General features: G+C 45.2%; 25 protein-coding genes and 1 pseudogene. 6 read left to right on the forward strand and 20 right to left on the reverse strand.

The window, feature by feature from the left end; translation table 11 throughout:
• The 5 genes and pseudogenes from E5342_RS12485 to E5342_RS12505 all read right to left on the reverse strand — a co-directional run.
• Positions 1-226 (reverse strand): annotated as a pseudogene (locus tag E5342_RS12485) (lipofamily protein); the annotation flags it as partial.
• Between the two features lie 9 nt (positions 227-235).
• Positions 236-1,342 (reverse strand): tyrosine-type recombinase/integrase, encoded by a 1,107-nt coding sequence (locus E5342_RS12490; protein ID WP_135959488.1) that lies wholly within the window; start codon positions 1,340-1,342, stop codon positions 236-238.
• An 84-nt stretch (positions 1,343-1,426) separates the two neighbouring features.
• On the reverse strand, positions 1,427-2,329 hold the full coding sequence (locus E5342_RS12495; protein WP_135959489.1) for a helix-turn-helix domain-containing protein: 903 nt from the start codon (positions 2,327-2,329) through the stop codon (positions 1,427-1,429).
• A 247-nt stretch (positions 2,330-2,576) separates the two neighbouring features.
• Entirely contained in the window at positions 2,577-3,962 is a 1,386-nt protein-coding gene (mnmE, locus tag E5342_RS12500; RefSeq protein ID WP_135959490.1) for a tRNA uridine-5-carboxymethylaminomethyl(34) synthesis GTPase MnmE, read from the reverse strand.
• 8 nt (positions 3,963-3,970) lie between these two features.
• Entirely contained in the window at positions 3,971-5,089 is a 1,119-nt protein-coding gene (locus tag E5342_RS12505) for a DUF362 domain-containing protein (protein ID WP_095231450.1), read from the reverse strand.
• A gap of 77 nt (positions 5,090-5,166) precedes the next feature.
• On the opposite strand from E5342_RS12505, the gene E5342_RS12510 reads away from it, so the two are divergent.
• Together E5342_RS12510 and E5342_RS12515 are read left to right on the forward strand one after the other, a co-directional pair.
• The gene (locus tag E5342_RS12510; protein WP_121735938.1) at positions 5,167-6,351 is read left to right on the forward strand and encodes an AAA family ATPase; all 1,185 of its coding nucleotides are present in this window, start codon (positions 5,167-5,169) and stop codon (positions 6,349-6,351) included.
• A 21-nt stretch (positions 6,352-6,372) separates the two neighbouring features.
• Positions 6,373-7,125 (forward strand): nitroreductase family protein, encoded by a 753-nt coding sequence (locus E5342_RS12515; protein WP_121735932.1) that lies wholly within the window; start codon positions 6,373-6,375, stop codon positions 7,123-7,125.
• 92 nt (positions 7,126-7,217) lie between these two features.
• Here E5342_RS12515 and E5342_RS12520 read toward each other — a convergent pair whose 3' ends face one another.
• The 4 genes from E5342_RS12520 to E5342_RS12535 form a co-directional block, all read right to left on the reverse strand.
• Positions 7,218-8,087, reverse strand: a complete 870-nt coding sequence (locus E5342_RS12520; protein WP_121735931.1) for a nucleoside phosphorylase — start codon at positions 8,085-8,087, stop codon at positions 7,218-7,220.
• Between the two features lie 88 nt (positions 8,088-8,175).
• Complete coding sequence (floA, locus tag E5342_RS12525; protein WP_005854361.1) at positions 8,176-9,168, reverse strand: flotillin-like protein FloA; 993 nt, start codon at positions 9,166-9,168, stop codon at positions 8,176-8,178.
• Between the two features lie 10 nt (positions 9,169-9,178).
• Positions 9,179-9,667, reverse strand: coding sequence for an NfeD family protein (locus E5342_RS12530; RefSeq protein WP_121735930.1), 489 nt, complete (start codon positions 9,665-9,667; stop codon positions 9,179-9,181).
• Between the two features lie 8 nt (positions 9,668-9,675).
• Positions 9,676-11,124 (reverse strand): tetratricopeptide repeat protein, encoded by a 1,449-nt coding sequence (locus E5342_RS12535; protein WP_135959491.1) that lies wholly within the window; start codon positions 11,122-11,124, stop codon positions 9,676-9,678.
• A 111-nt stretch (positions 11,125-11,235) separates the two neighbouring features.
• On the opposite strand from E5342_RS12535, the gene E5342_RS12540 reads away from it, so the two are divergent.
• Positions 11,236-11,982, forward strand: coding sequence for a tRNA 2-thiocytidine biosynthesis TtcA family protein (locus E5342_RS12540; RefSeq protein WP_121735928.1), 747 nt, complete (start codon positions 11,236-11,238; stop codon positions 11,980-11,982).
• A 1-nt stretch (position 11,983) separates the two neighbouring features.
• Positions 11,984-12,355, forward strand: a complete 372-nt coding sequence (locus E5342_RS12545) for a DMT family protein (RefSeq protein WP_121735927.1) — start codon at positions 11,984-11,986, stop codon at positions 12,353-12,355.
• Between the two features lie 127 nt (positions 12,356-12,482).
• Here E5342_RS12545 and miaA read toward each other — a convergent pair whose 3' ends face one another.
• From miaA to E5342_RS12590, 9 genes are all read right to left on the reverse strand, one after another.
• Positions 12,483-13,382 (reverse strand): tRNA (adenosine(37)-N6)-dimethylallyltransferase MiaA, encoded by a 900-nt coding sequence (gene miaA, locus E5342_RS12550; protein WP_121735926.1) that lies wholly within the window; start codon positions 13,380-13,382, stop codon positions 12,483-12,485.
• Complete coding sequence (locus E5342_RS12555; RefSeq protein WP_121735925.1) at positions 13,382-13,942, reverse strand: IS1096 element passenger TnpR family protein; 561 nt, start codon at positions 13,940-13,942, stop codon at positions 13,382-13,384. The genes miaA and E5342_RS12555 overlap by 1 nt, the downstream gene beginning before the upstream one ends.
• A 135-nt stretch (positions 13,943-14,077) precedes the next feature.
• Complete coding sequence (gene lpxA / locus E5342_RS12560) at positions 14,078-14,863, reverse strand: acyl-ACP--UDP-N-acetylglucosamine O-acyltransferase (protein ID WP_121735924.1); 786 nt, start codon at positions 14,861-14,863, stop codon at positions 14,078-14,080.
• Between the two features lie 17 nt (positions 14,864-14,880).
• The gene (locus E5342_RS12565; protein WP_121735923.1) at positions 14,881-16,266 is read right to left on the reverse strand and encodes a bifunctional UDP-3-O-[3-hydroxymyristoyl] N-acetylglucosamine deacetylase/3-hydroxyacyl-ACP dehydratase; all 1,386 of its coding nucleotides are present in this window, start codon (positions 16,264-16,266) and stop codon (positions 14,881-14,883) included.
• 6 nt (positions 16,267-16,272) lie between these two features.
• Positions 16,273-17,316, reverse strand: a complete 1,044-nt coding sequence (gene lpxD, locus E5342_RS12570; RefSeq protein ID WP_135959492.1) for a UDP-3-O-(3-hydroxymyristoyl)glucosamine N-acyltransferase — start codon at positions 17,314-17,316, stop codon at positions 16,273-16,275.
• A gap of 89 nt (positions 17,317-17,405) precedes the next feature.
• A complete protein-coding gene (gene pyrF / locus E5342_RS12575; protein ID WP_005864353.1) occupies positions 17,406-18,248 on the reverse strand; it encodes an orotidine-5'-phosphate decarboxylase in 843 nt (280 codons plus the stop codon).
• A gap of 32 nt (positions 18,249-18,280) precedes the next feature.
• Entirely contained in the window at positions 18,281-19,390 is a 1,110-nt protein-coding gene (gene prfA / locus E5342_RS12580; protein ID WP_121735921.1) for a peptide chain release factor 1, read from the reverse strand.
• Between the two features lie 9 nt (positions 19,391-19,399).
• On the reverse strand, positions 19,400-20,566 hold the full coding sequence (locus E5342_RS12585) for an AIR synthase related protein (RefSeq protein WP_121735920.1): 1,167 nt from the start codon (positions 20,564-20,566) through the stop codon (positions 19,400-19,402).
• A gap of 46 nt (positions 20,567-20,612) precedes the next feature.
• On the reverse strand, positions 20,613-21,521 hold the full coding sequence (locus tag E5342_RS12590; protein WP_135959493.1) for a glucosaminidase domain-containing protein: 909 nt from the start codon (positions 21,519-21,521) through the stop codon (positions 20,613-20,615).
• Between the two features lie 276 nt (positions 21,522-21,797).
• On the opposite strand from E5342_RS12590, the gene E5342_RS12600 reads away from it, so the two are divergent.
• On the forward strand, positions 21,798-22,385 hold the full coding sequence (locus tag E5342_RS12600) for a hypothetical protein (protein ID WP_246867107.1): 588 nt from the start codon (positions 21,798-21,800) through the stop codon (positions 22,383-22,385).
• A gap of 69 nt (positions 22,386-22,454) precedes the next feature.
• Here the strand turns inward: E5342_RS12600 and E5342_RS12605 are convergent, their stop codons facing one another.
• Positions 22,455-23,186 carry a class I SAM-dependent methyltransferase gene (locus tag E5342_RS12605; protein ID WP_135959494.1) on the reverse strand — a complete coding sequence of 244 codons (732 nt, stop codon included), beginning with the start codon at positions 23,184-23,186 and terminating at the stop codon, positions 22,455-22,457.
• Between the two features lie 126 nt (positions 23,187-23,312).
• Here E5342_RS12605 and cdd point away from each other — a divergent pair, with 126 nt between their 5' ends.
• Positions 23,313-23,789: a cytidine deaminase gene (cdd, locus tag E5342_RS12610; RefSeq protein WP_135959495.1), complete on the forward strand. Its 477-nt coding sequence runs from the start codon at positions 23,313-23,315 to the stop codon at positions 23,787-23,789.
• A 62-nt stretch (positions 23,790-23,851) separates the two neighbouring features.
• Here cdd and E5342_RS12615 read toward each other — a convergent pair whose 3' ends face one another.
• The gene (locus tag E5342_RS12615; RefSeq protein WP_135959496.1) at positions 23,852-25,600 is read right to left on the reverse strand and encodes a phospho-sugar mutase; all 1,749 of its coding nucleotides are present in this window, start codon (positions 25,598-25,600) and stop codon (positions 23,852-23,854) included.
• Positions 25,601-25,611 lie beyond the last annotated feature (11 nt).

Genomic DNA, 25,611 nt, shown 5'->3' on the forward strand with positions numbered 1-25,611 from the left:
CCATATCGAGATTATACACATCGGCATTGTTCCCATTCTCCAATTTGATGTACTTACAAACTTCGTGGCTCTTCAAAATATTGGTTTTCAAGATTCTCTTGATTGCTGCATGGATAGCTCCAGCCGTTGTATAAAACAAGTCTGCAAGTTCCCAAGTGGTCATCCATACTTCGCCATCAGAAATATGGATGCCTAGCCCTTTGTTGGTTATGATTCCTCGTTTCATAGTTACAATTTACTTGAGTGATATTTTATTGGCTGTTTCTCGCTTCTTGGAATTGACCAAATCGGCATATATTTGAGTTGTGGACACGTTCTTATGCGTTAGCATCTTTGATACTGTGTAAATATCTGTACCTAAGGATATTTGTATGACGGCATACGAGTGACGAAATCCGTGGAAGGTTATCGGTTTCGTTATTCCTGCCTTTTTGAGCCAGCTTTTCAGTGGGTAATTAATCATACTTCGCTTCAAATCCTTGAAAACCTTGCCTGTTCCGGGTGTGCCGCATAGTTCGTAGGCTTCGTAACTGATGGGGAGTGTCGCTTCCGTCTGGGTTTTCTGTGTTCTGATACGTAAACAATAGCCTTGGTCGGGGGCGATAGTGAAGTCTTCCCATTGCAGGTTTAGAATATCACTGATGCGTAAACCTGTCAGACAAGCAAACAAAGAGGCTGCTTTCAATACGGGGATGTCGCAAGGAGTGGCTGCGAGTTGCTTCACTTCGTTCAGAGTCAGATACTCTTTCTTCACATCTTGTGGCTCAATCTTATCAAGATAGTCATTGATGTTCTCACGAAACCATTTGTCCCGATAGGCAATCTTCAATAATCCTCTGAAAGTAGAGTAGTAGCCGGATGCCGAATTGAGGGATATGGGTCGGTTGCTATGTTTGAGTTGCTTGGCATTCAGCAAGTATTCACGGAATTTTTTGCATAAGTCTACATTTACATCGCCAAAGGTACATTGTCCCTTGACGAAGTTGTAGAAATGCTGATAGACGAATTGCCATTTCTGGTCTTTGTTCCGACACATCTTCTTGAAATAGGCGAGGAAATCGGCTTTTTGCTTGGTCTTATCCAAGAAACCAAATTCTTCATTGATGAGTGATTGTACCCGGATGCAACGGATTGCTTCTGCTTTGTTCAACATATCGTTGTTGAACTCCCGTTCCATTTCGTTTTTGGGGTGGGCATAGATGTAGATACCGAGGTATTCCCTGCGGCTCATCTGCATCGTTTCGGGGTTACGGACTGCCGGATAATAATCCAGATACAAGGAAATACGATTATTCCTAATCGCTCTTTGTCGAACTGTTACTTTTGTACACGTGTGTGACATACTGTTTAATATTTAGAGTTTTACATTTGTTTGGTGCAAAGGAATAGAGTGATTCAATGGTGGGTACATTCACCGATAAATAACTTATTCAATCTTTGGGGCGGCAAGTAGTTTATCCAATTCAAGTTTGGAGATAAGCGTGTATTTGCCTTTCTTGACCTTGTGGATATTATGGTACTTCGCATAATGATAGAGCTGGTCACGAGTAAGATTGAACTTTTCCATTGCTTCGGCCACCGTATAATATTGTGGTTCTTCGGGTGCTGCAATGCCCTTAGCTATATCTACATGCTTCTTGGAATAGTACACTATGATTCCCTCTTTCTTCTTCGGAATGGCATTCTTAGAAGCGAAACAGTAGATGGCGGATAAGGTCATACTGAATTTTTCCTGCATTTCCTGTGTGCTATACCATTCGGTAATGTCAGGATTTGGGGCTTTCTTGGCAAAGTAAGCGTCCATGTGCTTCTTGCTCCAGTAGGTCTTGCCACGATTGAAAGTTCGAGGGATATTGTTCTTCTTGGCTACCACAAATATCCATGACTCGTTTACATGGTATTTCTCTTTCACTTCTGCTGTGGTGTAGAAGTCGGTGATAGGGGCTTTTTCTTTTAACTGTTTGTTCTCTGTTTCTGGAACAATAAAGTCTGTCATATCTTCTATGTCAGCTCTACGAACAAGGGTTTTTCTTTCAAATCGGATTACCTTGATTACTCCATTGCGGATATAGCGATATATAGAAGTACGCCCAATGTTTAATAACACGGCTACTTCTGACGGAGTAAGATACTCCTTGTTCAAATTAGGAGGTGTCTTTATGATTTTCCCTAATTCGTGTTGCAAACTTTCAATACGCTGTTTCCTAACCCTGTCTTTATAGGCAAGGTTGGCACATCGGTGAGAACAATACTCCGTGGTGCTCTTATGGGCTGTGAAAACAGCATTGCACCACTTACATCTTTTCTGAATGTCGATTTTACTACTCATTATTTATCCGTTTATTTCGCCAAATCTGTTTCATCGCGTACCACCACGTACCATGACGTACCAGTGTGTCCACGATCTTTCCGACCCAAAATCGGAGAGTAACAAGCGAGCAACAAATACGGTACAAAAATGAGCTGAAAAAGCCCTATAAACGATAACCATCGCTTATAAGGCTAAAAAGAAAGGCGTTCAAAATGAACGCCTTGATAATCATTGATGATATATGCTAATCGTTGGTAATTACTACCTATTTTCCGATGCAAAAATGCTGAAATATATTCTGTAACACCTGATCCGTCGTAACCTCTCCTACGATATCCGATAAATGGAATATACACTCCCGTAAATCTTGCGAGATGAAATCCCCGGAAAGGCTGGAGTTCAAACCTTCTTGTATCCTATGTATAGCTTCCAGCGCATGCGTAAGTGCCTCGAAGTGGCGGGCATTCGTTACGATGATGTCGCTTTGGTGGAGGGTGGGGATGGAAGATACTTCCGTGAGGAGTTGTTGTAGCTCTGCGATATGCAGCTTGCCTTTGGCGGAAATAGCGATTTGATGCCAGCCTTCGGTGGGGAAAGAGAAGGTCGGGAGAGAGGATGCGGGTAATACATCGCATTTGTTCATCGCTAAGATAACAGACTTATTCGTTAATCTCGGAGCTATTTCTTGATAGAAAGCCTCGAAATCCTTGAGGTCACGGGTTAAGTCGTACATGAGGATGACGATTTGCGCTTGGTCTAGAGCCTTGAAACTACGTTCAATACCGAGAGCTTCGATCGCATCGCTTGTTTCACGGATACCAGCGGTGTCGATGAAACGGAAGAGCTGGCCGTTGATATTGATCGTATCCTCGATAACGTCACGGGTCGTTCCGTGGATGTCGCTGACGATCGCTTTATCCTCGTTCAACAAGGCGTTTAGTAAAGTAGATTTGCCGGCGTTCGTCTCACCGATGATGGCGACAGGAATACCGTTTTTGATAGCGTTACCTACGCTGAAAGATTGGGCGAGTTTGGAGATGACCTGTTCGATATGATCCGCAAGCGTGCGAAGCTCGCTACGATCAGCGAACTCCAATTCCTCATGGTCACTGAAATCCAGTTCCAGCTCCATGAGAGAGGTGAAATGGAGCAGTTGGTTCCGAAGTTCGGCGAGTTCCCTACTGAAACCACCTCGCATCTGGCTTAGAGCCAAACGATGTTGACTAGCCGAAGTGGAGGCGATTAAATCCGCAACGGCCTCCGCTTGGCTAAGGTCCATCTTGCCATTCATGAAAGCACGTTGCGTATATTCACCCGGTTGCGCTATACGGCATCCGCTGGAGATAAGGGATTGCAGGATTTGTTGTTGGATATACGTCGAGCCGTGGCAGGTGATTTCCACCGTATCTTCCCCCGTGAAAGAATGGGGGGCACGGAAAACAGCGGCGATCACCTCATCTATGGTTTCGTCATTGTTACTGACGATGGAACCATACGTTAAGGTATAAGCCTTTTGGGTAGATAAACTTTTACCTGCCTTCTTCGGCCGGAATATCCGATCACAAATCTTGAAAGTATCCGGCCCGGAGACACGAATCACTGCGATTCCTCCTACTCCCGGAGCTGTAGATATAGCGCAAATTGTACTCATTCCGTCTATTAAACCGTTATTAATTCATACGCTTGAGAACCCAGCCCGATTTCCTCCGCATAACGTAGGCCGGCTTGCCAGTTCGTATCCGGATGAATCAAATGGAATTTATCCTCTCCCTCAAGGTGTTCGTGAGGATGAGCCTCGGCTAATTTATTACCTCCGATGATAGGAGCGTTGATAACCATATCGGCGCAAGCCTTATCCAAGGCCACCGGATCGAAAGACGCAGCGATCCCCAAATCAGGGATGATGGCGGCATCGTTATGATTCCAGCAATCGCACTCCGGAGATACGTTCATGATAAAACTAACATGGAAATGGGGCTTGTCTGATAATACGGCTTTGGTGTACTCGTCGATCTTGTAATTCAATCGCTCGGAAGTATCACCTTCGCCCATTACGGCACCGTCGTATTGGCAAAGAGCCACACATTGCCCGCAACCTACACAACGCTCGTAATCAATTTCGGCCTTTCGGTTGTTATTCAAATGGATGGCATCGTGAGCACAGTGCTTTACACAGATGTTACAGCCTTTACAAGCCTCCGTATCGATACGAGGTTGTGAGGCGCAATGTAATTCCAGTTTACCGCCTACGCTGGCGCATCCCATCCCGAGGTTTTTCAGCGCACCGCCGAAACCGGCTTGCTCGTGACCTTTGAAATGGTTCATGGAAATGATGATATCGGCATCGGCGATAGCGGCACCTATTTTCGGGGCCTTGCAATATTGCCCGTCAATCTCGATTTCCCGGTAGTCCGTACCTTTCACGCCATCGGCGATGATAACGTTGCAACCGGCGGACATGGGATTGAACCCATTTTCCATGGCGCTTTGAAGATGATCGACAGCGTTGGAGCGGCGGCCCGAGTATAAGGTGTTACAATCGGTAAGGAACGGTTTCGCACCTAATTCACGTAACAGGCTTACCAAGCGAGCGGCGTAATTAGGACGAATGTATGCCAAATTCCCCGGTTCGCCAAAGTGGATCTTAATGGCTACAAATTGATTTTTGAAGTCGATATTGGCGATACCGGCACGTTTTACCAGACGTTCCATCTTATCCAGCAGGTTGCTGCTGGGGGTCGTGCGTAAATTAGTAAAGTAGACTTTGGATGTATTCATCTTTTTATTGGTTTAGTGTTGACAAAGGTACGAAAAACACGGAACATTTTTTATATTCGCGTAAAACAGATTTGTATATGGACTTGCTTCAGCGGAATCATCAGCTATTGTTGAAAGGAATAAATTGTACATTCCTGCGTTATTTGCATGCACGGATAGAGTGGGAGGATCGGTTAATCGGCATCTTCAGCTCTCGAGGGGTTGGTAAGACTACCTTGTTGTTACAGCATATTAAGTTGAAATTTGAAGATTCACGGGAAGCCCTGTATGTGAATCTGGATGATTTCTGGTTTGAGACACATTCATTGACCGATGCGGTTAAGGAGTTCCTGCAAGCCGGGGGGCATTATTTGTTTTTGGATGAGATCCATTTCTATTCGGGCTGGATGGAAGAGGTCTCAGCTTTATTGGATGCCAACCCCGCCTTAAAGATTGTTTTCGCTACCACTTCTTTGTACTCGCAGACAGAGGTGCGGAACGGGTTAAGGCATGAGGCTGCTTTTTATACCATGCATCCGATGTCGTTCCGTGAATTCCTTTCTTACGAAAGCATTCTGGATAAAGATCCCATTCCGTTGGAGGATATCTTAGCGAACCATCATGATTTGGTGAAGGAGATCAATGCGGAGATGAATATTGTGCCGATTTACCGGAACTATCTGGAACATGGATGTTATCCTTTTTATTGGCAGGACCCGGATATGTATTATTTCCGTCTGCAAGAATTAGTGAGAAAAGAGATTTGCCGGGATTTGCCTTCGGTGGTTTCTATTTCGATGAGTAATCTGGAACGAGCTCAAAAATATTTTATGATGGTGGCTGAGTCGGCTCCTTTACGTCCGAAATCGATTGATGTAACCCGTAAGACAAATATGCTTCGTCAGCAAAGCGATAGCCTGTTGCGTTTCTTTCATGATGTGAGGCTTATTTATTACTCGGCAGACCAACTGGGAACCACTCCGGCCAAGCAGAAAGTCTTTATGGGGGATACCAACTTGCTGATCTCTTTTTTCGGAGATAAGGAAAATCGGCAATTGATGTGTGAAACCTATTTCTTAAGCCAGATGCGTTCCGTGGCGAACGTGGAATTCATGGAGAACGGAGATTTCTTGATTGGCGGTAAATATATCTTCGCCGTAGGTGATCCCTTAAGGGGATATGATCGTCTCCGCTTCGTACCCGACGCTTATGCGGCTATCTACGGGTTACCGAAAAGCGTGTTTAACCGTATGCCGGCATGGATATTAGGATTTAGTTATTGAGAATTTAAAAATAGGATTGCTATGTTAGAATGCATGAAGAATAGAAGAAGTATCCGTAAATATACGGATCAGGATATCCCGGAGTCTTTGCTGAATGAATTATTGGAAGTGGCTACTCGTGCCTCGAATACTGGGAATATGCAATTATATAGTGTCGTGGTTACCCGCGACCCTGCGAACAAGGAGAAACTGGCTCCGGCTCATTTTAACCAACCAATGATTACGGGAGCCCCGGTGGTACTTACTTTTTGTGCGGATGCGAACCGTTTCGTGAAATGGGCGGAGTGCAGGAAAGCGGAGGCCGGATTCGATAATTTACAAACGTTTATCGCTTCGACGATAGATGCGATGTTGTTCGCCCAGAGTTTCTGCAATGCCGCTGAGGAAAAAGGCTTAGGCATTTGCTATCTGGGTACGACGGCTTATAATGCGGACCAGATCATTGAGGCGCTTTCTCTTCCCCGTCTGGTTGTCCCGATCGTTACGGTTACGGTGGGTTATCCGGCAGAGCCTATACCCGCTCAAGTAGAACGTTTACCATTGGCGGCTGTGGTACAAAACGAGACTTATACGGACTTCACTCCGGCTTCCATCGATGCCTTGTATAGTGAGAAAGAGGCATTAGAGGTGAATAAGCAGTTTGTAAAGGAGAATAATAAGGAGACACTGGCGCAGGTCTTTACGGACGTACGCTATACGAAGAAGAATAACGAGCATTTCTCCGGTGTATTGCTTGGCGTGTTGAGGCGACAGGGATTCTTGCCCGAGGAATAGGCTTCCGGGGGCTCGCCGTGGGATTGGAAAGGCTTGCGGAACGTGCGGTACCTCTCGCCATGCGTTCCGCTGGTGTTTTGAACCCGATTCTGTCAGATGCGCTCTAATACTTTTTCGATCAATTCTTCTAGCGAGCCTTTATATTCCGTGTTCATCCGGTTATCCACACGTCCGGCGATAATACAGCATACGGTCATTGCCCGGTGTCCCATAAGAGCGGCCAGACCAGCTAAAGAGGAGCTCTCCATCTCGAAGTTCGTAATCTTTCGCCCGTTATAATCGAAAGCCTCTATTTTCCGGTTCAATTCCGGATCGGTCAAGGGCAATCGGAGTTCACGTCCTTGCGGCCCATAGAAGCCATTGGCTGCGATGGTCGTTCCTCGGATAATATCATTACGGGTGATTTGCTCGATCAACGATGGGTCTGCCGATACGACATAAGGCCATATGCCGCTAAGCCGCCAATCAAGCTGTTTTATTAATTCGGATTCCAAGTCTGCGTCACGAACGGAATTACTATTTGCGTAGAAATAAATGACTCCATCAAACCCGATTGATTTCTCCGCTGCCACATAAGTCCCGATCGGGACAAATGGCTGTAATCCTCCGGAAGTCCCGATACGGACTAGGGAAAGTTGCTTGAATTCCGGCTTGACCGTACGGGTTGAGAAGTCAATATTAGCGAGAGCGTCCAGCTCATTTAATACGATATCGATATTATCTGTACCGATGCCATGGGATACAACCGTGATACGTTTTCCCTTGTACCGGCCCGTGATGGTATGAAACTCTCGGCTGGAAACCTCACATTCCTGAGAATCAAAATAGGAAGCAACGGTTGTAACCCGTGCGGGATCACCAACAAGTACCACACGATCCGCAAGTTGTTCCGGTTTTAAATGCAGGTGGAAAACACTACCATCTGAATGGATCGCTAATTCTGAAGCGGGGATTGTTCTCATATTCGATCAGTTAATTAAGTTTGTTTTAATCATAAAAGGGCAAGGTGCGAACCCTGCCCTTGGAGATAGTTCCATGTATATAACTATTTTAGTCCTTCAATGGTTTGGATGGAGTACCGGTCGGTTTAGCTATCGCTTCACGCATAGAAGTATCCGCCTCGATGTTCTTCATCTTATAATAGTCCATTACGCCTAGGTTTCCTGTGCGGAAAGCGTCTGCCATTGCCTTGGGAACTTCCGCTTCTGCCTCGATTACCTTAGCACGGGCTTCTTGTGCTTTCGCCTTCATCTCTTGCTCAAGGGCGACAGCCATCGCACGCCGTTCCTCGGCTTTCGCCTGAGCGATATTCTTATCCGCTTGCGCTTGGTCCATTTGCAAGAAAGCACCGATGTTCTTACCTATATCGATATCGGCGATATCGATGGAAAGGATTTCGAAAGCTGTTCCTGCGTCAAGTCCTTTGCGAAGCACTAACTTCGAGATAGAATCCGGATTTTCCAATACGGTCTTATGGCTTTCGGACGAACCAATGGAAGATACGATACCTTCACCTACACGGGCTAAAATCGTCTCTTCTCCGGCACCACCCACTAATTGCTTGATATTCGCACGGACGGTAACACGTGCCTTGGCGATCAGCTGGATACCGTCTTTCGCTACCGCTGTTACCGGAGGGGTATCGATCACTTTCGGATTTACCGACATTTGTACCGCTTCGAATACGTCACGTCCGGCCAAGTCGATAGCGGTAGCCATCTGGAAGGGAAGGTCGATATTCGCCTTCGAAGCGGAGACCAGCGCATGCACAACTTTCTCGACATGCCCGCCCGCTAAATAGTGCGCTTCCAGCTCGTCGCGTGTAAGCGTCTTTATTCCTGCCTTATGCGCTTCGATCATCGCACGAGTGATGATGTAGGGAGGAACCTTTCGGATACGCATCAAGAATAACTGGATCAAGGAGATATTGACTCCTGATACTTTGGCCGAGATCCATAAGAGGAACGGCACATAATAGAAAAAGATTGCCAGCAGAAGCACTGCGGCTCCCAATAAGATGAGTGGCAAAAAGGTTATTTCCATATATAAAAAATTAAGCGTGAATATTTATTTCTTCTTTAGGGCGAACAATTACGTTGTAACTGTCTACCCTGATAACTACGATCGGCGTATTCTCATCGATTAACTCGTCTTGAGATTTCGCTTCCACGTTAATACCTTTAATCTTGGCCTTGCCGATAGGAGCCAAGCGTGAGAGCGTGATCCCCTCGTCTCCGGGTTCTATACCGAGATCCTTGCTGGAGGTCAGCTTGGAATCGATATCTGTCTTTAAAGCGATCTTGTTGAAAGACTGGGAACGCAATAACCAAGCAAAGATTACTCCGAATGTAATGATTGATAAGGATAAAGTCAGATGCCCTACCCACATACCTACCGTATAAGCGAAAACGACTCCGCCGATAGCGAAAATAGCCCCGCCTATGCCTGCGAGTGTTATTCCCGGAAGAAGGAATATCTCCGCCAGTATCAGTAGGATGGCCGCTACCATGAGGAATACGATGATGGCTATGTCCAGTAGCATAGTTTTTCTTATTTATGGTTGTTTCTTAGGTACACGATCTCTGCGTTACGTGCCTTCTTCTCCCATTCGTCCGGTTGGTCGAGCAGGTTGTTTAACTCTTCTTCCGCATCAAGAATCGTAGGCTTCAGTTGCTCTCGCTTCGCCTTGTTCCCTTTGATGTAGCTGGCTCGTAAACTTTCTAGTTTCTCATTTAACTCCTTGATCTGTTTATGGATGGAAACCACTTTCTCATAATAGTTCTTCGCTTCTGGACTTTGGATATCGTCCAAGGTGTAATAAACGATATCATTATAGATCGGGAACGTGAAATCCTTCTTTATCTCTATACGTCCATAAGGGATCTCGGTATGGGCTAAATGAATAAGCTCCTCGTAGTTCGATCCAGGTTTCCATGAATCCTTGATCGAGGCAATAGAAGCCCAGGCACGTTTTAGTTCGATATCCTCGCTATCTACTCGCTCGCGGTTGTCATTCGGAATGAATAGGTATACACAGACTTTTCCTTCCGGTTGATAGCGGTCGGAAACGAACCATCCCAATTGCTTGGCTTCGTCGATCACCATCATATAATCGTTAAACGGGGAGTTATAGGGCATGCCCAATTGCTCCGGTGTAAGATAAGTATCGGAATTGATGTTGTAACGAGTGACGAATAAATCATATCCGCCCAAAGAGCCGTTCCCTTTGGATGCGTAATAAATCGTTACGCCATCGGATAGTACGAATGGATACCCATCGTCGGCGTCACTATTGATATTCATTGGTAACTGCTTTTCGTCTCCCCATTGATCCATGAGCTTGGATTGGGTAAAAAGACAATTGTGGTTACCGTCTGTCGAGTGGGCGTAATAAATCTTATCCCCCTTCTGGTTCATGTATACCGACGAGTTGTCCGGATCGTTTGTCTGGAAGAAATCTTGGTAAGTGGTCAACGTACCGTTTTCTTCGCTTAAGGTATAGGCTGATAAGAAATCATCTTTGTCAACGACTAAGCTATCGATAATCTGGACGTTCTCTACCTTATCAAGCATACGGCTTGCTTTGCTCGCCAAATCCATACGGATTTGGTATGGCTCCACATCTTGTTTCTTTTTCGTTAGAAGGGCGATGTATTCATCGAACATCTCCTCGGCTTCATCAAAACGATAGGTCTGGTAGTATACTTCTCCAAGGTATCGATAAGCGTCTTGTACCTTACGCTTTACGGCGACCTTAAGATGTTTCTCCGCTCCTGCTAAATCTCCGGTCTCGAAACAGCAAACACCATACCATTGATTATAAGAGGCATTGCTTGGCGCTTGTTTCACTAGTTTCTCAAACACAGGTTTGGCTTCTGCGTATTTCCCGTCGTTATATAATTTTTTTGCCTGATCAAGACTTTGCGCATGTAGTTGCATTCCTCCGCATAGGAGTGTAACTCCTAGCGTATAAAGCAGCTTTTTGGATAACCGTTTCATTTTGTCTATTCTAGATTATATAGTTATGCAGTTTCAAAGATAAGAATATTTTTGTAGAGGCATGCAAATCGAAAAGATAAATATATAATTTTGCGCCCGTAAAGAAAGTATATGGCAAAATTGACAGAGAACGAACGTTTGTTTCGTAAGATAGAGGATAAGGTAAAGAAAGCGATTTTCGACTATGGCTTGATCAATGATGGTGACCGGATCTTGGTCGGGTTGTCCGGAGGAAAAGATTCCTTGGCCTTGATGGATTTACTGGGGCGCAGGTCGAAAATCTATTGTCCCCGGTTTGAGGTCGTGGTAGCGCATATCGTGATGACGAATATCCCTTATTGTTCGGATCTGGAATATCTGAGAAGTTGTGCGGAGGAGCATGACTTGCCTTTCATTGTCCATGATACAAGTTTCGATCCTTCTACGGATACTCGCAAATCCCCCTGCTTCTTATGTTCCTGGACTCGTCGGAAAGCTTTGTTTGAGATCGCTAAGGCTCATAAATGCAATAAGATTGCGCTAGGGCATCATCAAGATGATATCCTAGAGACACTGTTGATGAACTTGACCCACCAAGGGGCTTTCGGAACAATGCCTCCCCGGTTGAGAATGGATAAGTTTGATATGGAGATCATCCGTCCGATGTGTCTGGTGGAAGAGAGGGAGTTGATTCAGCTTGCCGCATGGAAAGGGTACCGGAAACAATTGAAGAACTGTCCTTATGAGTCGGGTTCCAGTCGCTCAGATATGAAAGAGCTGCTGAGAAGTCTGGAAGCTATCAATCCGGAAGCTCGTTACAGTCTTTGGGGGAGCATGACGAATATACAAGAAGATTATTTACCTCGAAAAATAAGATAATATGCAAAGTGTTTATACGATTTTATTGTTGATCGTGTCTAATATTTTTATGACATGCGCTTGGTATGGTCATTTGAAGATGAAGCAACAGTTTAGCTGGTTCGAGCATCTTCCTTTGTTGGGCGTAATCCTGTTTAGTTGGTTTCTGGCTTTTTTTGAGTATTGTTTCCAAGTACCGGCGAATCGCATCGGTTTCCGGGATAACGGGGGGCCGTTCAACTTGATTCAATTGAAAGTGATCCAAGAGGTGATTACGTTGGTGGTATTCGTGGCCTTCAGTACCATCGCTTTTAAGGGGGAGTCGTTTAAATGGAACCATGCGCTTGCTTTCGTATTCTTGGTAGCGGCGGTCTATCTGGTTTTCAAGAAATAAAGTCATTACGTTTGATATTGATAATCAGCGCAAAACATTGATGCCTATTGTAAGGTGTTTACAATGCCTATTCAAGCATGTTTATAATGCCCATTGTAAACACCTTATAATAGGCATTGTTAAAACGCTATATGATCTGTTGGCTCAGATGTGTAAATATAGCTTCGGTATCCTCCGGATGGAACCATGTTATTTCCGGGTCCCGTTTAAACCAAGTCATTTGCTTCCGGGCGTAGACCCGGGAGTTTCGTTTGATTTTCTCTACGGCGAGGTTCAATGTCCATTCTCCGCTGAAATAATTGAATAATTCTTTATAACCGACCGTGTTCAAGGAATTCAAATGACGGAAGGGATAAGCCCGGCGTGCCTCTTCCAATAATCCTTCGTTCATCATTTGATCTACACGTCGGTTGATACGGTCGCATAGTTCTTCTCGATCTCTATTAAGCCCTACTTTGATGATCCGGAACGGACGCTCTTTCTTAATGTTCGTGCGGAAGGAGGAGTAAGGCTTGCCTGTCATCCTGCAAATTTCTACGGCATGGATCACTCGTTTATAATTATTGCGGTCCACTTCCTCGTAATGAACAGGGTCTGCTTCTTTTAATTCAGCGAGGATAGGGGCTAGTCCCTCGGTTTCAAATTGTTTGTATAGGGCATCCCGGATTTCCGGTGTGACCGTCGGGATATCATCAATGCCTTTGCATACGGCGTCAATGTACATCATAGAGCCTCCGGTCATTACGACGGTCGGGATCGTTTTATGTAATTCGGATAAAAGAGAGACCACGTCTTCCTCGAAGTTGCTGGCACTGTAATAATCGGTAAGCGAGAGAGTGCCTACCATATAATGCTTGATGCGAGCCATTTGTTCCGGTGTAGGGGCAGCCGTGCCGATCGGAAGCTCTTTATAGAGCTGACGGGAGTCGGAAGAGATAATCGGAGAGCCGAAACGTTCCGCCACTTGGAGGCTTAACTCGGTCTTTCCGACTCCTGTCGGCCCAAGTAATATAACGAGGGAATTCATCAAAAGCGCTCGTCGTCGTAAGGATTATCCATCGGACCTTCGCCTAAACCGTCGAAGCCGCTTTTGTCTAATTCGTCCATATCGTATTCGGAGTCACCGTAAAAATCTTCTCCTACATCCGTGCTACTGTTCTTAGCCTCGAACTCATCGAAAGAAACTATCTGTGCGGGAGGCATACCTACCGATTTACTACAAATAGGAGCATCCAAGTCTTTTCCCGGAACGATCTCACGAAGTTCCATGAAGAACGCACGTTCGGTCATATAATCGAAAACGAAAAGTAGTTTTTGGTGTTCGTCTTCCAATAATTCTTCCAATTGGGTATCGGCCATGACATAACTGTCTTCCTCGGAAGAGGTATCCATCTCCACTAACGTGATCTCGGTCTTTTTACTCCAGTCATCGTCACATATGAAGAAAGAGGTCATTTGATCCTTTGTATAACCAACAGAGTCGAGGATGGCGTTTTGCAAATCCAAGAAAGTAGCCTCGGAATCAATCTTGATCTCGCGCTTGAAGTCATCTGCTTCATCTGATAGGATTAGAAATCTAAATAGCATAGTCGTTTAGTTTTTTGTTGGTTCAAAAGTAGTAAAAATATTAATATCCCTATATAATAACGCTATAAATTGTAAAGGCTGGGGTTTATCCATGTAAACCCCAGCCTTTATGCCTGTTAATGAGATCTATTTTCATTATTCGTCGATCGAACCTCTTACGATACCCCGGCTGGAAGACTTGATGAAATTAAGGATCAAATCTCTTTCCTCGCTAGGTTCGTATTCCGTCTCGATCGCTTTCAGCGCCTCCGTATTGTTCAAGCCTCGGGTATACAGCGTGCGATAGATGTCTTGAATCAAGAATACCTGCTGATTCGTGAATCCCCGGCGACGTAAACCTACGATATTGATACCGCAATAAACGATCGGATCTCGGCCGATCAAGGTATAAGGAGGAATATCTTTTCCGATACGAGAACCGCCTTGTATCATCACGTGCTTGGATATACGCGAGAACTGATGTACTAAGGAACCTCCGCTTACGATGGCGAAATCATCAATCTCTACCTCCCCGGCGATTTGCGAAGCGTTCCCAATAATAATATGATCTTTTAAGACGCAATCATGGGCCACGTGCGAATAAGCCATGATTAAACAATTGCGACCTACCACGGTCTTACCTTTGGAAGCAGTACCCCGGTTGATCGTCACGCATTCGCGAAGCGTCGTGTTATCTCCGATTTCCGCTGTCGTGGTTTCCCCCGCGAATTTCATGTCTTGAGGGATACCGGCAACGACCGCTCCCGGGAAAATATTGCAATTCTTGCCAATCCGTGCGCCATCCAAGATAACGGCGTGAGAATATATATGGCAATTATCACCGATTACGACATCTTTCTCAATCACGGCAAACGGATCGATAGTTACATTCTGCCCGATCTGGGCCTCTGGATGAACGACTGCTAGAGGAGATATATTCATTATCGTACTTTATCTTATTATTTGTTTTTTACAATCTGAGCCATGAATTCGGCTTCACTAACCAGTTTATCACCAACGAATACATACCCTTTCATGGTAGAGATGCCGCGACGAATCGGTGCCAATAATTCCAGACGTAAGATTAATGTATCACCCGGAACTACTTTTTGACGGAATTTCACACCATCTATTTTCATGAAGTAAGTAGAATAACGCTCCGGCTCATCTACGGAATTCAAGACTAGCAAACCTCCTGTTTGTGCCATAGCTTCCACCTGCAAGACTCCCGGCATGACCGGCTCCTGCGGGAAATGCCCTTGGAAGAACGGCTCGTTGGTCGTGATATTCTTTACGCCTACGATGTAGTTCCCTCCGATCTCAATGATTTTGTCGACCAATAAGAACGGATAGCGGTGTGGCAACAACTCACGGATGCGGTTGATATCCATCACCGGCTCACGGTTCGGATCATATACAGGGGCTTGTACCTCGTTTAGCTTGATATCCTTGCGGATCATACGAGCTAACTGGTTATTGATCTTATGTCCCGGACGGGTAGCGATTACACGTCCGCGGATCGGCTTACCGATTAAGGCGATATCTCCGATCACGTCGATCAATTTATGACGTGCCGGTTCGTTATCGAATACAAGCGGTTTGTTATTGATATAGCCTAACTCCTGCACGTTCTTGTGAGGGATGTTCAGCATATCCGCCAATTTGTCCAAAGACTCTTGAGGGATTTTCTGGTCGTAGATGACAATGGCGTTATCCAGGTCTCCACCTTTGATTAAGTTGTTGTTCAACAACATCTCAACCTCGCGAACGAATACGAACGTACGTGAGGCCGCCAATTCCGTGGGGAATTCGCTAAGATCGTTCAATGTGGCGAATTGGTTAGAAAGCACAGGCGAATCAAATGAGATCAATACGTTTACGCTGAACTTATCATCCGGAAGGATAATCAACGAAGAACCGGTTTCCTCATCTTTTACCTCGATCTTGTGCTTTACGATATAATAATCCTTCGGAGCGTTTTGCTCAACAACCCCTGTCTTTTGGATTTCCTCGGAGAAGAAGCGAGAACTTCCGTCTAGGATCGGAAACTCGGGTGCGTTTACCTCGATCAAGCAGTTATCGATCTCATAAGCGTATAAAGCAGCCATCGCATGCTCGATCGTACTTACTTGAACGCCATTTTTGCTAAGTACCGTACCCCGTTGTGTATTAACCACGTTCTCAGCCAAGGCATCAATCGTCGGTTGGCCTTCTATATCGACACGTTTGATCTTGTATCCATGGTTCTCGGGTGCGGGATTAAACGTAATCTCTATATCTAATCCGGTATGCAACCCTTTTCCTTTCAAAGAGAAACTTGCCGCGAGCGTTTTCTGTTTTTGCATAGGTCTTTATTGTTTATTAATTTCTTTCTTGAGTTGTTCGATCTCCCGTTGCATTTGCCCCAGCGAACGGTATATATCCGGAAGACGGTTGAAGATTGCGCTGGAACGCATGAAGTTCTTAGCGTTGATCGCCGGCGCCCCCAACAATGTCGTAGCTTCCTTTACGTCGCTGATAACGCCGGCCTGAGCTCCGAATACGACATGATCCGCCACATGAATATGTCCGGCCAGGCCCACTTGCCCCCCAAACATGCAATGTTTTCCTATTTTTACGGAACCAGCGATACCTACTTGCGCCGCCATCACGGTATTCTCGCCTACCTCTACGTTATGAGCGATTTGTACGAGATTGTCTAGCTTGACACCTCGGCGAATGATCGTAGAATCCATCACCGCACGGTCAATTGTCGTATTGGCTCCGATCTCTACATCATCCTCGATAATGACGTTGCCTAATTGGGGGATTTTCTTATAAGTCTCACCTTCGGGAGCGAATCCGAAACCGTCGGCTCCGACTACGCTACCAGCATGCAGGATACAATTATTACCGATCATGCAATTCTCGTAAACGGTGGCATGCGGATAGAATATGCAGTTATCTCCTACCGTCACATGGTCACCGATATAAGCGTGCGGGTATACCATACAGTTCTTACCCATTATCACGCCTTCTCCGATATAGGCGAAGTTTCCGACATAACAATCGTCGCCTACGGTTGCGGAAGCGGCGATAAAAGCGGTAGAATCAACCCCCTTTTTTTTGCTCTTCGATTGCTCTACCAAATTTAATAACATTGCGAGCGCCGCATAAGCGTTCTCTACTTTTACAAGTGTGGCTTTTATTGGTTGTTCCGGTTTAAAATCATTATTCACCAAAACAATGCTTGCCTCGGTATTATAAATATGATGCGCATATTTAAGATTCGCCAAAAAAGTCAATGTACCAGGCTTTCCTTCTTCTATTTTAGAGAAGTTGCTGACTTTAACGTTCGGATCTCCTTCGACCGTTCCGTTCAGGAAGCCGGCAATTTGTTGGGCTGAAAACTCCATTACTTATTCAATTATATATGTATCTTCGTTGACCGTCCGCTGTTTATGGACAGTTAGTTTGCAAAAATGGTAAAAATTCTTTATATAGCCTATGCTTTGCAGGGAATAATTCCCTTATCGTGTAGATAACCGGCCATTTCTTTCTGTACGGCATGTGCCGCCTCACGGGCTACGTTGGCGAAAGCCTCCGTCTTATCCGCATAAATAATCGCACGGGAAGAATTTACCAAAAGACCGCATTGGTCGTTCATCCCGTATTGGGCTACTTCCGCCAAGCTTCCGCCTTGAGCGCCCACGCCCGGAACTAACAAGAAATGATTCGGGGCCTGTTTGCGGATATCAAGGAACATCTTGCCTTGGGTAGCGCCCACTACATACATCATTTGCTCGTCGGTAGCCCACTCTTGCGATTTCTTTAATACTTTCTCGAAAAGACGTTCACCATTTGCGTCTTCCGTCATTTGAAAGTCATGTGAGCCTTTATTGGAGGTCAAGGCCAATAAGATTACCCAAGCCTCCGGGTAGATCAAGAAAGGTTTTACGCTATCCTCGCCCATATAGGGAGCGACCGTTACGGCGTCTACCTTGATATGATCGAAGAAAGAACGGGCATACATCTCAGAGGTATTTCCGATATCACCGCGTTTTGCGTCGGCGATGATAAATTGATCGGGATAATTCTCCCGTAAGTAAGCCACTGTTTTCTCAAAAGCCATCATACCCTTTGTGCCGAGGCTCTCGTAAAAAGCCAGATTCGGCTTGTAAGCGACGCAATAATCGGCGGTAGCGTCGATGATCGCTTTATTGAACGCGAAAATAGGATCTTCTTCCGACAATAGATGTTGCGGGATCTTTTTTATATCTGTATCTAATCCGACACAAAGGAAGGATTGTTTCTTTTTTATATTCTCGAATAGTTGTTGTTTGTTCATTTTCTTATTCTGTATGAAATGATTGGATGTGTTTACAATTCAGACTCTTTCAATCGCTCTGCGTTCTCCGCTACGATCAGGTGGTCCAAGCAATCTTGAATTTCACCGTCCATAAAGGCTGAAAGATTATAGATCGTGTAATTGATACGGTGATCCGTAATACGTCCTTGCGGGTAATTGTACGTACGGATCTTTGCGGAACGGTCACCGGTAGATACCATGGTCTTACGCTTGCTGGCGATATCATCTAGGTATTTCTGGTGTTCCTTGTCATAAATAAACGAACGAAGACGGGTAAGCGCCCTTTCTTTGTTCTTCGGCTGGTCTCGTGTCTCCGTACATTCGATCAAGATTTCCTCACTCACTCCTGTAATAGGGTTCTTCCAGACATAACGTAGGCGAACACCTGATTCCACCTTGTTTACGTTCTGACCACCGGCACCACCGGAGCGAAAGGTATCCCATTTTATCTCTCCTTCATTAATCTCAACATCAAATTCATCCGCTTCAGGCAATACGGCGACCGTGGCGGCGGAGGTATGTACACGTCCTTGCGTTTCCGTAGCCGGTACGCGCTGTACGCGATGTACACCGGACTCATACTTCAACGTACCGTATACTTTCTCGCCCGATACCGTGAAGATGATTTCCTTAAAGCCGCCGGACGAACCTTCGCTAAAGCTAGACACGCTTATTTTCCATCCCTTCAGTTCACAATACTTCACATACATACGATATAGATCACCGGCGAAAAGGGCGGCTTCGTCACCTCCCGTTCCTCCTCGTATCTCAACGATTGCGTTCTTGTCGTCTTGCGGATCAGCGGGGACGAGCAATAATTTTATCTCTTCTTCCAAAGAGGGAATACGTTCGTTGCAGGTATCCAGCTCTTCACGGGCCATTTCCCGCATTTCCGGATCTTGCTCGGAATCAAGCAAGGCTTTCGCTTCCTCTATCCCGTTCAAGATTTTCACGTATTCCGAACGAGCTCCCACGATTTTCTCCAGATCACGGTACTCTTTGTTCAGTTTTACGAACCGTTTCATGTCGGCGATTACCGCCGGGTCGGTAATAAGGGTACCGACTTCCTCGAAACGGCTCACTAATCCGTCTAATTTACCAAGTAAACTATTTTCGGCCATTTATCTTTATTAATAGGTGAAGCGACCTTTCTCGCTTTCGATAATCAATTCATTTTTATCGGCTTCCTCTACGAAGCCCACGATTTGCGCATCAATACCAAAGCTTTTTGAGATACCGATTACTTCTTCCGCATACTCGGGAGCGATGTATATCTCCATCCGGTGTCCCATATTGAATACCTTGTACATCTCGCTCCAGTCCGTACCGCTCTGTTCCTGAATCGTGCGGAATAGCGGTGGGATAGGGAAGAGGTTATTCTTGGTTACACGTTTGTTCTCTACGAAATGCATAACTTTTGTCTGGGCCCCTCCCGAACAATGTACCATGCCATGGATCTGGGAGCGTAGTTTATCAAGCAATACCTTAATTACCGGTGCGTAGGTACGTGTCGGCGAAAGCACCATCTTTCCGGCGTCGATCCCTAATTCCTCGATCTTATCCGTAAGTTTCAATCCTCCGGAGTAAACCAATTCTTCGGGAACGGCGGCATCGTAGCTTTCCGGATATTTCTGCGCTAAATACTTGGAGAAGACATCATGGCGGGCGGAGGTCAGACCGTTGCTACCCATACCTCCATTGTATTCTTTCTCGTAAGTGGCTTGTCCGGAAGATGCCAGACCTACGATCACGTCTCCTCCTTGGATATTCTTGTTATCGATTACGTCCGAACGTTTCATGCGGCAAGTAACCGTACTGTCTACGATGATGGTACGAACCAAGTCGCCGACATCCGCAGTCTCGCCACCTGTCGCGTAGCAACCAACGCCCATCTCGCGTAATTCCGCTAATAATTCGTCCGTTCCGTTGATGATCGCCGAGATCACCTCGCCCGGAACCAACAGCTTGTTACGTCCAATCGTGGAAGAGACCAAGATATTGTTTACCGCACCTACGCAGAGCAGGTCGTCGATATTCATGATAAGAGCGTCTTGGGCGATACCTTTCCACACCGAAAGATCTCCGGTCTCTTTCCAGTACATATACGCCAAGGACGATTTGGTACCGGCGCCATCCGCGTGCATAATATTACAATATTCAGGATCACCGCCTAAGATATCGGGGATGATCTTACAGAACGCTTTCGGAAAAATTCCCTTATCGATGTTCTTTATCGCGTTGTGAACATCTTCTTTTGAAGCGGAAACGCCTCGCAGGTTATAACGTTGATCACTCATTGTACTATATTATTTGAATCGCAAAGGTAATACTTTTTTATGTTACTTATCTAAGTTTTAAGACATCTCCTTCCTCCGGGATGTAATCTTTGTCTTTTTTATTCATTTTATACAGACTCTTGATCTGGATTCCGTACATCTGTGCGATACTGTGCATAGACTCTCCGACTTGTACTACATGGTCGTAATTCGGCTTGTCCGCTTTCTTCTTTTTCTTTTCCAGATATACGATATCGCCTGCCTGTAACGGGAAGTCCTCGGGCACCTCGTTGAATTTTATTAACTGCTTGGCCTTGAATCCCATGCTTCGGGCGATCTGGTCTAAACTGTCGTTGTCCTTAGCGTATACATAGATCAGGCCGTGGGTACGATAGACTTGATAATTGAACACCGGAAGGTTTTGCTTCTTGGTAGAGGTTTTCTTTATTCCCTTGCCGGAGTCAAAGCGATATAACTCATAATCTTCGATAACCTTGATTAATTTATTCGCGTAAGCACGGTCGGTCGCGTAACCGCATTTTTGCAGCCCTTTGGCCCAGCCTTTGTAATCCTTGATGTTTAATTTGAACAGGCGTTCGTAGCGGGAGCGTTCGGCGAGGAAGCGGGAATGGTCGTCATAAGAATCCTCTACTCGTTTGTATTTCCTGAAGCACTCTCCTCGCAGGTCGTCGTTGTGATAGACCTTGCCACCCCGCCAGTCCGAATGGCATTTGATACCGAAGTGATTGTTGGAACGTCTGGCCAAGTCGCTTTGCCCGGCTCCGGACTCCAGTAATCCTTGCGCTAGGGTGATACTTGCCGGAATGCGATATCTCTTTTGATGTTGAACCGCCAAATCACTGTATTTACTGATGTATTTTTGATAGGAAGTCAGCTTCCGCTGGCTTTCCGCACCCGCGCTTAAACAGACGAGGGACAAAAGCAATATGCTTAGGATACGAAAAGATAACCGCATGTCTTATATTTAATATGTAATGATTCGATTGGGAGGCAAATATAAGGAAAAGAACGTACATGGTCAAAACCTTGCATGAAAGTAATCCGTACTTGCTTATATTCTTCTTTTGTAACCATCTTATTCTTCGTAAGATAAGACTGTATTCTTCATTCGCTGTCATTGAACGATCGTTCGCTGTCGTCGAATGATCATTCAATGGCGTCGAACGATCGTTCGACGACGGCGAATATGGAATATACGGGATCGCAGGAGACTTTATATGTGCGGGGATGAATGTTTTTATTAGGATTGGTTCAACTTTTGCCTTATCTTGAGGATATAGACAGTCATTTCGGGTGGAGTGGTTGTTATTGGGTATTGTATGAGCCAAGAACAGACCTTGCCTGTGGTACGAATAGTTATGGAGAACAGGATCTGATTCTGACTTATGTCAATAGTGGTATCGTCCCCAATGACTCAATAATGGAGCGGTATGCGGAGGAAATAGCTGAATTCGGAAAAATAACGGATACCCAACTTGTCTCAAGGTTAAAACCCTATGGGTTGGTAGATGACAAGGGAGATGTATTAATTCCTATCATCAAGAGAAAACAAGACCGTTTTCATCAAATAACAGATAAACTGGTGGATGCTATTAGCGCGGAACTAAAGAGCAATTGCAACTCTTTGGCTACCCGATACGGAATTAAAGATGAAAAAGTGGCTATGGTGATCTTATACCATGAGGTGATGTGGAACTTGGTAGACAAATTGATTCAAGACCAGATAATAGCTATTCCTTCCATTTTTAAGAATGAAGAAGCGAATAAAAGCCGATTAAATGAGGTGCTTTTCTTCATAGAAGGAGGGTTGATGCAATAAAGGCAATAAATCGTAATCCGGTGTTTGCTAGAGTGGTACCGAAAGATGATTTTCGGTACCTCTATATTCTTAAAGGTGGGTGATACGTGCCAAATAGTCGTAATGTTCTCCTTCCTCTATCTTCTCGGCTTTGAAGCCGGCTTGCCTTGCGTATAGATTGAGCGTGTTGAAATCGATGTATAACCAATCAAATGAATCCCCCTTGATACTCTTATACTGCATACGGAAATCGATCTCTCCGAAATAATCATCCTCGGGGGCGATATCCAGATTCCCATCCTCATCCTCAAATAAATAACTTAAGTCGCTAGAGTCAAGTAAAAGCTGTCCGTCTCGGGCTAGAACCTCTTTCAAGCGGTGAAAGAAAGCCGGGAGATTCTCCAGTTTGCCTACGATCCCGGAACCGTTCATCAAGAGAAGAATGGTATCGAAAGGCCCGGTTAAGCTTTTGTTAAAAAAATTCTGTAAGCGAGCGTCTTTCACACCCCGTTTGTTCATCGCTTCTACGGAAAGAGGGGATATGTCGATAGCGGTAACCTCTTTACCCATTTCCTGCAAGGCCAAGGTGTGACATCCACTTCCGGCACCTACATCCAGTATCTTGCCTGTACAGAGCTGAAGGGCTTTCTGTTCCAAGGAGGGCATTTCTTGGAAAGTCCGGAATAATTGATTCACGGGAATCTCATCTTCATCGAACATGGAGGAGAATACACGGAGTTTGCTCGCTTTCCCATATGCGAGATAATCGATGATAGCGGCGCCCATCGGGTCTTTATCGGATGTAAGAAGCATTGAATGCATAGATCTTTGTTTTATATATAAGGTATATTCTATGATGTGGGTGCGAAATTAATATATTCTTTTTATATTTATAGCCTATAAGAATTATAGTTAGGTTCCTTTCAAAACATTAAAGCGATCAAGAGAATGAAAGAATTGAAATTAGAGACCCGGGTAGAGGTCTTTGCGGTAGGAGAATTGGACGATATATACAAGCGATTGTACGAGGCCGCTTTTGAAGCCTCGAAGAAAGCCTATGCTCCTTATTCCAAGTTTCATGTGGGAGCGGCGGTTCTATTGGAGAATGGCGAGATCCTTTCCGGGAATAATCAGGAAAACGCTGCCTATCCGTCCGGTCTTTGCGCGGAACGGACTACCTTGTTCTATGCGGGGGCACGTTATCCGGATGCGGCAGTTCGGATTTTGGCGATCGCTGCTCTGAAGGATGGGGAACGTGTGGATCTTGTCACGCCTTGTGGTGCTTGCCGGCAAGTGATGTTGGAAACCGAGCAACGTTATGACAAACCTATGAAAGTCCTACTTTGTGGAAAAGAGGAAGCGTATCTCATTCCGAGCGCGACGACCTTGTTGCCGTTTTGCTTCAGTAAGTCTGATTTGATCTGATAGAATAAAAAGAGGCAAGGACGATTCTTGCCCTTGCCTCTATATGTAATAATTAAGTTCGATTAGATTCCTAAAGAAGCCTTGATCTGATTGATCTTTTCTTCTGCCGCTTTCTCTGCCTCCGGCAATTCATCGATACTCTTTACCTTGGAGTGAACCTCGCAATAGAATTTGATCTTCGGTTCCGTACCGGAAGGACGGATAGATACTTTTGTATTATCTTCCGTGAAGTATTGAAGCACATTAGAGGTAGTAGGCATATCCAATGTAACGGTTTCGTTCTCCGCATAGTCCTTGCCTTTCAATGTGGAGTAATCGTAGAAATAAGTAACCTTAGAACCAGCGATCTCAGTCAACGGGTTTTCACGGAACTTCTTCATCATAGCCTCGATCTCTTCCGCTCCACTCTTACCTTTCTTGACGACAGAGATACCTTTCTCCTTAGAGAAGCCATATTCTACGTAAATCTTTTGAAGCAATTGATACAAGCTCAGACCTTGATCTTTTGCCCAAGCAGCGATCTCGGCTAAGATAACACAAGCGGAAACAGCGTCTTTATCGCGAACGAAGTCCTCGCAAAGGAATCCGTAGCTTTCCTCGCCACCACCAATATAGTTTTTCTTACCTTCGTTCTCACGCATTACGTTAGCGATCCATTTGAAGCCTGTGTAAACATCGTATATCTCCACGCCATTACGTTCGGCGATCGTCTTGATCGTCTCTGTCGTAACGATTGTCTTTACGATATATTCTTTACCGTTGATCTTGCCCAACTCTTTCCAGCGAGTGATCAAATAGTAAACGAACATCAAAGCGGTTTGGTTACCATTCAAAAGTACCCATTCGCCTTCGTTATTCTTAACGGCGGCACCTACACGGTCTGCGTCCGGATCGGAAGCCATAACCAATTCAGCGTCGGTCTCTTTTGCTTTCTCTACGGCCATAGCTAAAGCGGCCGGCTCTTCCGGGTTCGGAGAGATAACCGTCGGGAAATCACCACTGACAACATCTTGTTCCGGTACATGGATGATGTTCGTGAATCCGTAAGCTTTCAAAGCGGCAGGAACCAATTTAACACCAGTTCCGTGGATCGGAGTGTATACGATCTTCATATCCTTATGGCGGGAAATAGCCTCCGGAGACAAAGAAATCGCTGTTAACTCCTTAATGTATTCATCATCGATCGCCTGTCCGATAATCTCGATCAAATCTTTATTTCCATTGAATTTAATCTCGCTAGCGTTACGGATCTTGTTCACCTCGGCGATCGTATTCTTATCGTGCGGGGCGATCATTTGTGCGCCATCATCCCAATACGCCTTGTAGCCGTTGTATTCTTTCGGATTGTGAGAAGCCGTCAAGATGATACCGCTTTGGCATCCCAGTTTACGGATAGCGAATGACATTTCCGGAGTCGGACGCAAATCTTCGAATAAATAAACCTTGATGCCGTTAGCGGAGAAGATATCGGCAGATATTTCCGCAAACTTACGGCTGTTGTTACGGCAATCGTGACCGATGACAACCTTTATCTGTTCTAAATCCCCGAATTCTTTTTTCAGATAGTTGGATAAGCCTTGGGTAGCCGCACCAACCGTATATATATTCATACGATTTGAACCTACGCCCATGATTCCTCGCAATCCTCCTGTGCCGAATTCTAGGTCTTTATAAAAACACTCGATTAACTCAGTAGGATCTTCGTTGTCAAGTAACGCTTGGACTTGAGCACGAGTTTCCGCATCATAACTTTTCGTAAGCCATCCTTGTGCCTTACTTCTTACCATTTCTAATAAGTCGTTGTTTTCCATGTTTATAATAT

This window comes from Parabacteroides distasonis, from assembly GCF_004793765.1.
Classification (GTDB): Bacteria; Bacteroidota; Bacteroidia; order Bacteroidales; family Tannerellaceae; genus Parabacteroides; species Parabacteroides distasonis_A.

Bases quoted from the DNA above. Each gene is read 5' to 3' on its own strand.
- E5342_RS12490 (WP_135959488.1), bottom strand. From the start codon at position 1,342: ATGTCACACACGTGTACAAAAGTAACAGTTCGACAAAGAGCGATTAGG.
- E5342_RS12495 (WP_135959489.1), bottom strand. From the start codon at position 2,329: ATGAGTAGTAAAATCGACATTCAGAAAAGATGTAAGTGGTGCAATGCT.
- mnmE (WP_135959490.1), bottom strand. From the start codon at position 3,962: ATGAGTACAATTTGCGCTATATCTACAGCTCCGGGAGTAGGAGGAATC.
- E5342_RS12505 (WP_095231450.1), bottom strand. From the start codon at position 5,089: ATGAATACATCCAAAGTCTACTTTACTAATTTACGCACGACCCCCAGC.
- E5342_RS12510 (WP_121735938.1), top strand. From the start codon at position 5,167: ATGGACTTGCTTCAGCGGAATCATCAGCTATTGTTGAAAGGAATAAAT.
- E5342_RS12515 (WP_121735932.1), top strand. From the start codon at position 6,373: ATGTTAGAATGCATGAAGAATAGAAGAAGTATCCGTAAATATACGGAT.
- E5342_RS12520 (WP_121735931.1), bottom strand. From the start codon at position 8,087: ATGAGAACAATCCCCGCTTCAGAATTAGCGATCCATTCAGATGGTAGT.
- floA (WP_005854361.1), bottom strand. From the start codon at position 9,168: ATGGAAATAACCTTTTTGCCACTCATCTTATTGGGAGCCGCAGTGCTT.
- E5342_RS12530 (WP_121735930.1), bottom strand. From the start codon at position 9,667: ATGCTACTGGACATAGCCATCATCGTATTCCTCATGGTAGCGGCCATC.
- E5342_RS12535 (WP_135959491.1), bottom strand. From the start codon at position 11,124: ATGAAACGGTTATCCAAAAAGCTGCTTTATACGCTAGGAGTTACACTC.
- E5342_RS12540 (WP_121735928.1), top strand. From the start codon at position 11,236: ATGGCAAAATTGACAGAGAACGAACGTTTGTTTCGTAAGATAGAGGAT.
- E5342_RS12545 (WP_121735927.1), top strand. From the start codon at position 11,984: ATGCAAAGTGTTTATACGATTTTATTGTTGATCGTGTCTAATATTTTT.
- miaA (WP_121735926.1), bottom strand. From the start codon at position 13,382: ATGAATTCCCTCGTTATATTACTTGGGCCGACAGGAGTCGGAAAGACC.
- E5342_RS12555 (WP_121735925.1), bottom strand. From the start codon at position 13,942: ATGCTATTTAGATTTCTAATCCTATCAGATGAAGCAGATGACTTCAAG.
- lpxA (WP_121735924.1), bottom strand. From the start codon at position 14,863: ATGAATATATCTCCTCTAGCAGTCGTTCATCCAGAGGCCCAGATCGGG.
- E5342_RS12565 (WP_121735923.1), bottom strand. From the start codon at position 16,266: ATGCAAAAACAGAAAACGCTCGCGGCAAGTTTCTCTTTGAAAGGAAAA.
- lpxD (WP_135959492.1), bottom strand. From the start codon at position 17,316: ATGGAGTTTTCAGCCCAACAAATTGCCGGCTTCCTGAACGGAACGGTC.
- pyrF (WP_005864353.1), bottom strand. From the start codon at position 18,248: ATGAACAAACAACAACTATTCGAGAATATAAAAAAGAAACAATCCTTC.
- prfA (WP_121735921.1), bottom strand. From the start codon at position 19,390: ATGGCCGAAAATAGTTTACTTGGTAAATTAGACGGATTAGTGAGCCGT.
- E5342_RS12585 (WP_121735920.1), bottom strand. From the start codon at position 20,566: ATGAGTGATCAACGTTATAACCTGCGAGGCGTTTCCGCTTCAAAAGAA.
- E5342_RS12590 (WP_135959493.1), bottom strand. From the start codon at position 21,521: ATGCGGTTATCTTTTCGTATCCTAAGCATATTGCTTTTGTCCCTCGTC.
- E5342_RS12600 (WP_246867107.1), top strand. From the start codon at position 21,798: ATGTTTTTATTAGGATTGGTTCAACTTTTGCCTTATCTTGAGGATATA.
- E5342_RS12605 (WP_135959494.1), bottom strand. From the start codon at position 23,186: ATGCATTCAATGCTTCTTACATCCGATAAAGACCCGATGGGCGCCGCT.
- cdd (WP_135959495.1), top strand. From the start codon at position 23,313: ATGAAAGAATTGAAATTAGAGACCCGGGTAGAGGTCTTTGCGGTAGGA.
- E5342_RS12615 (WP_135959496.1), bottom strand. From the start codon at position 25,600: ATGGAAAACAACGACTTATTAGAAATGGTAAGAAGTAAGGCACAAGGA.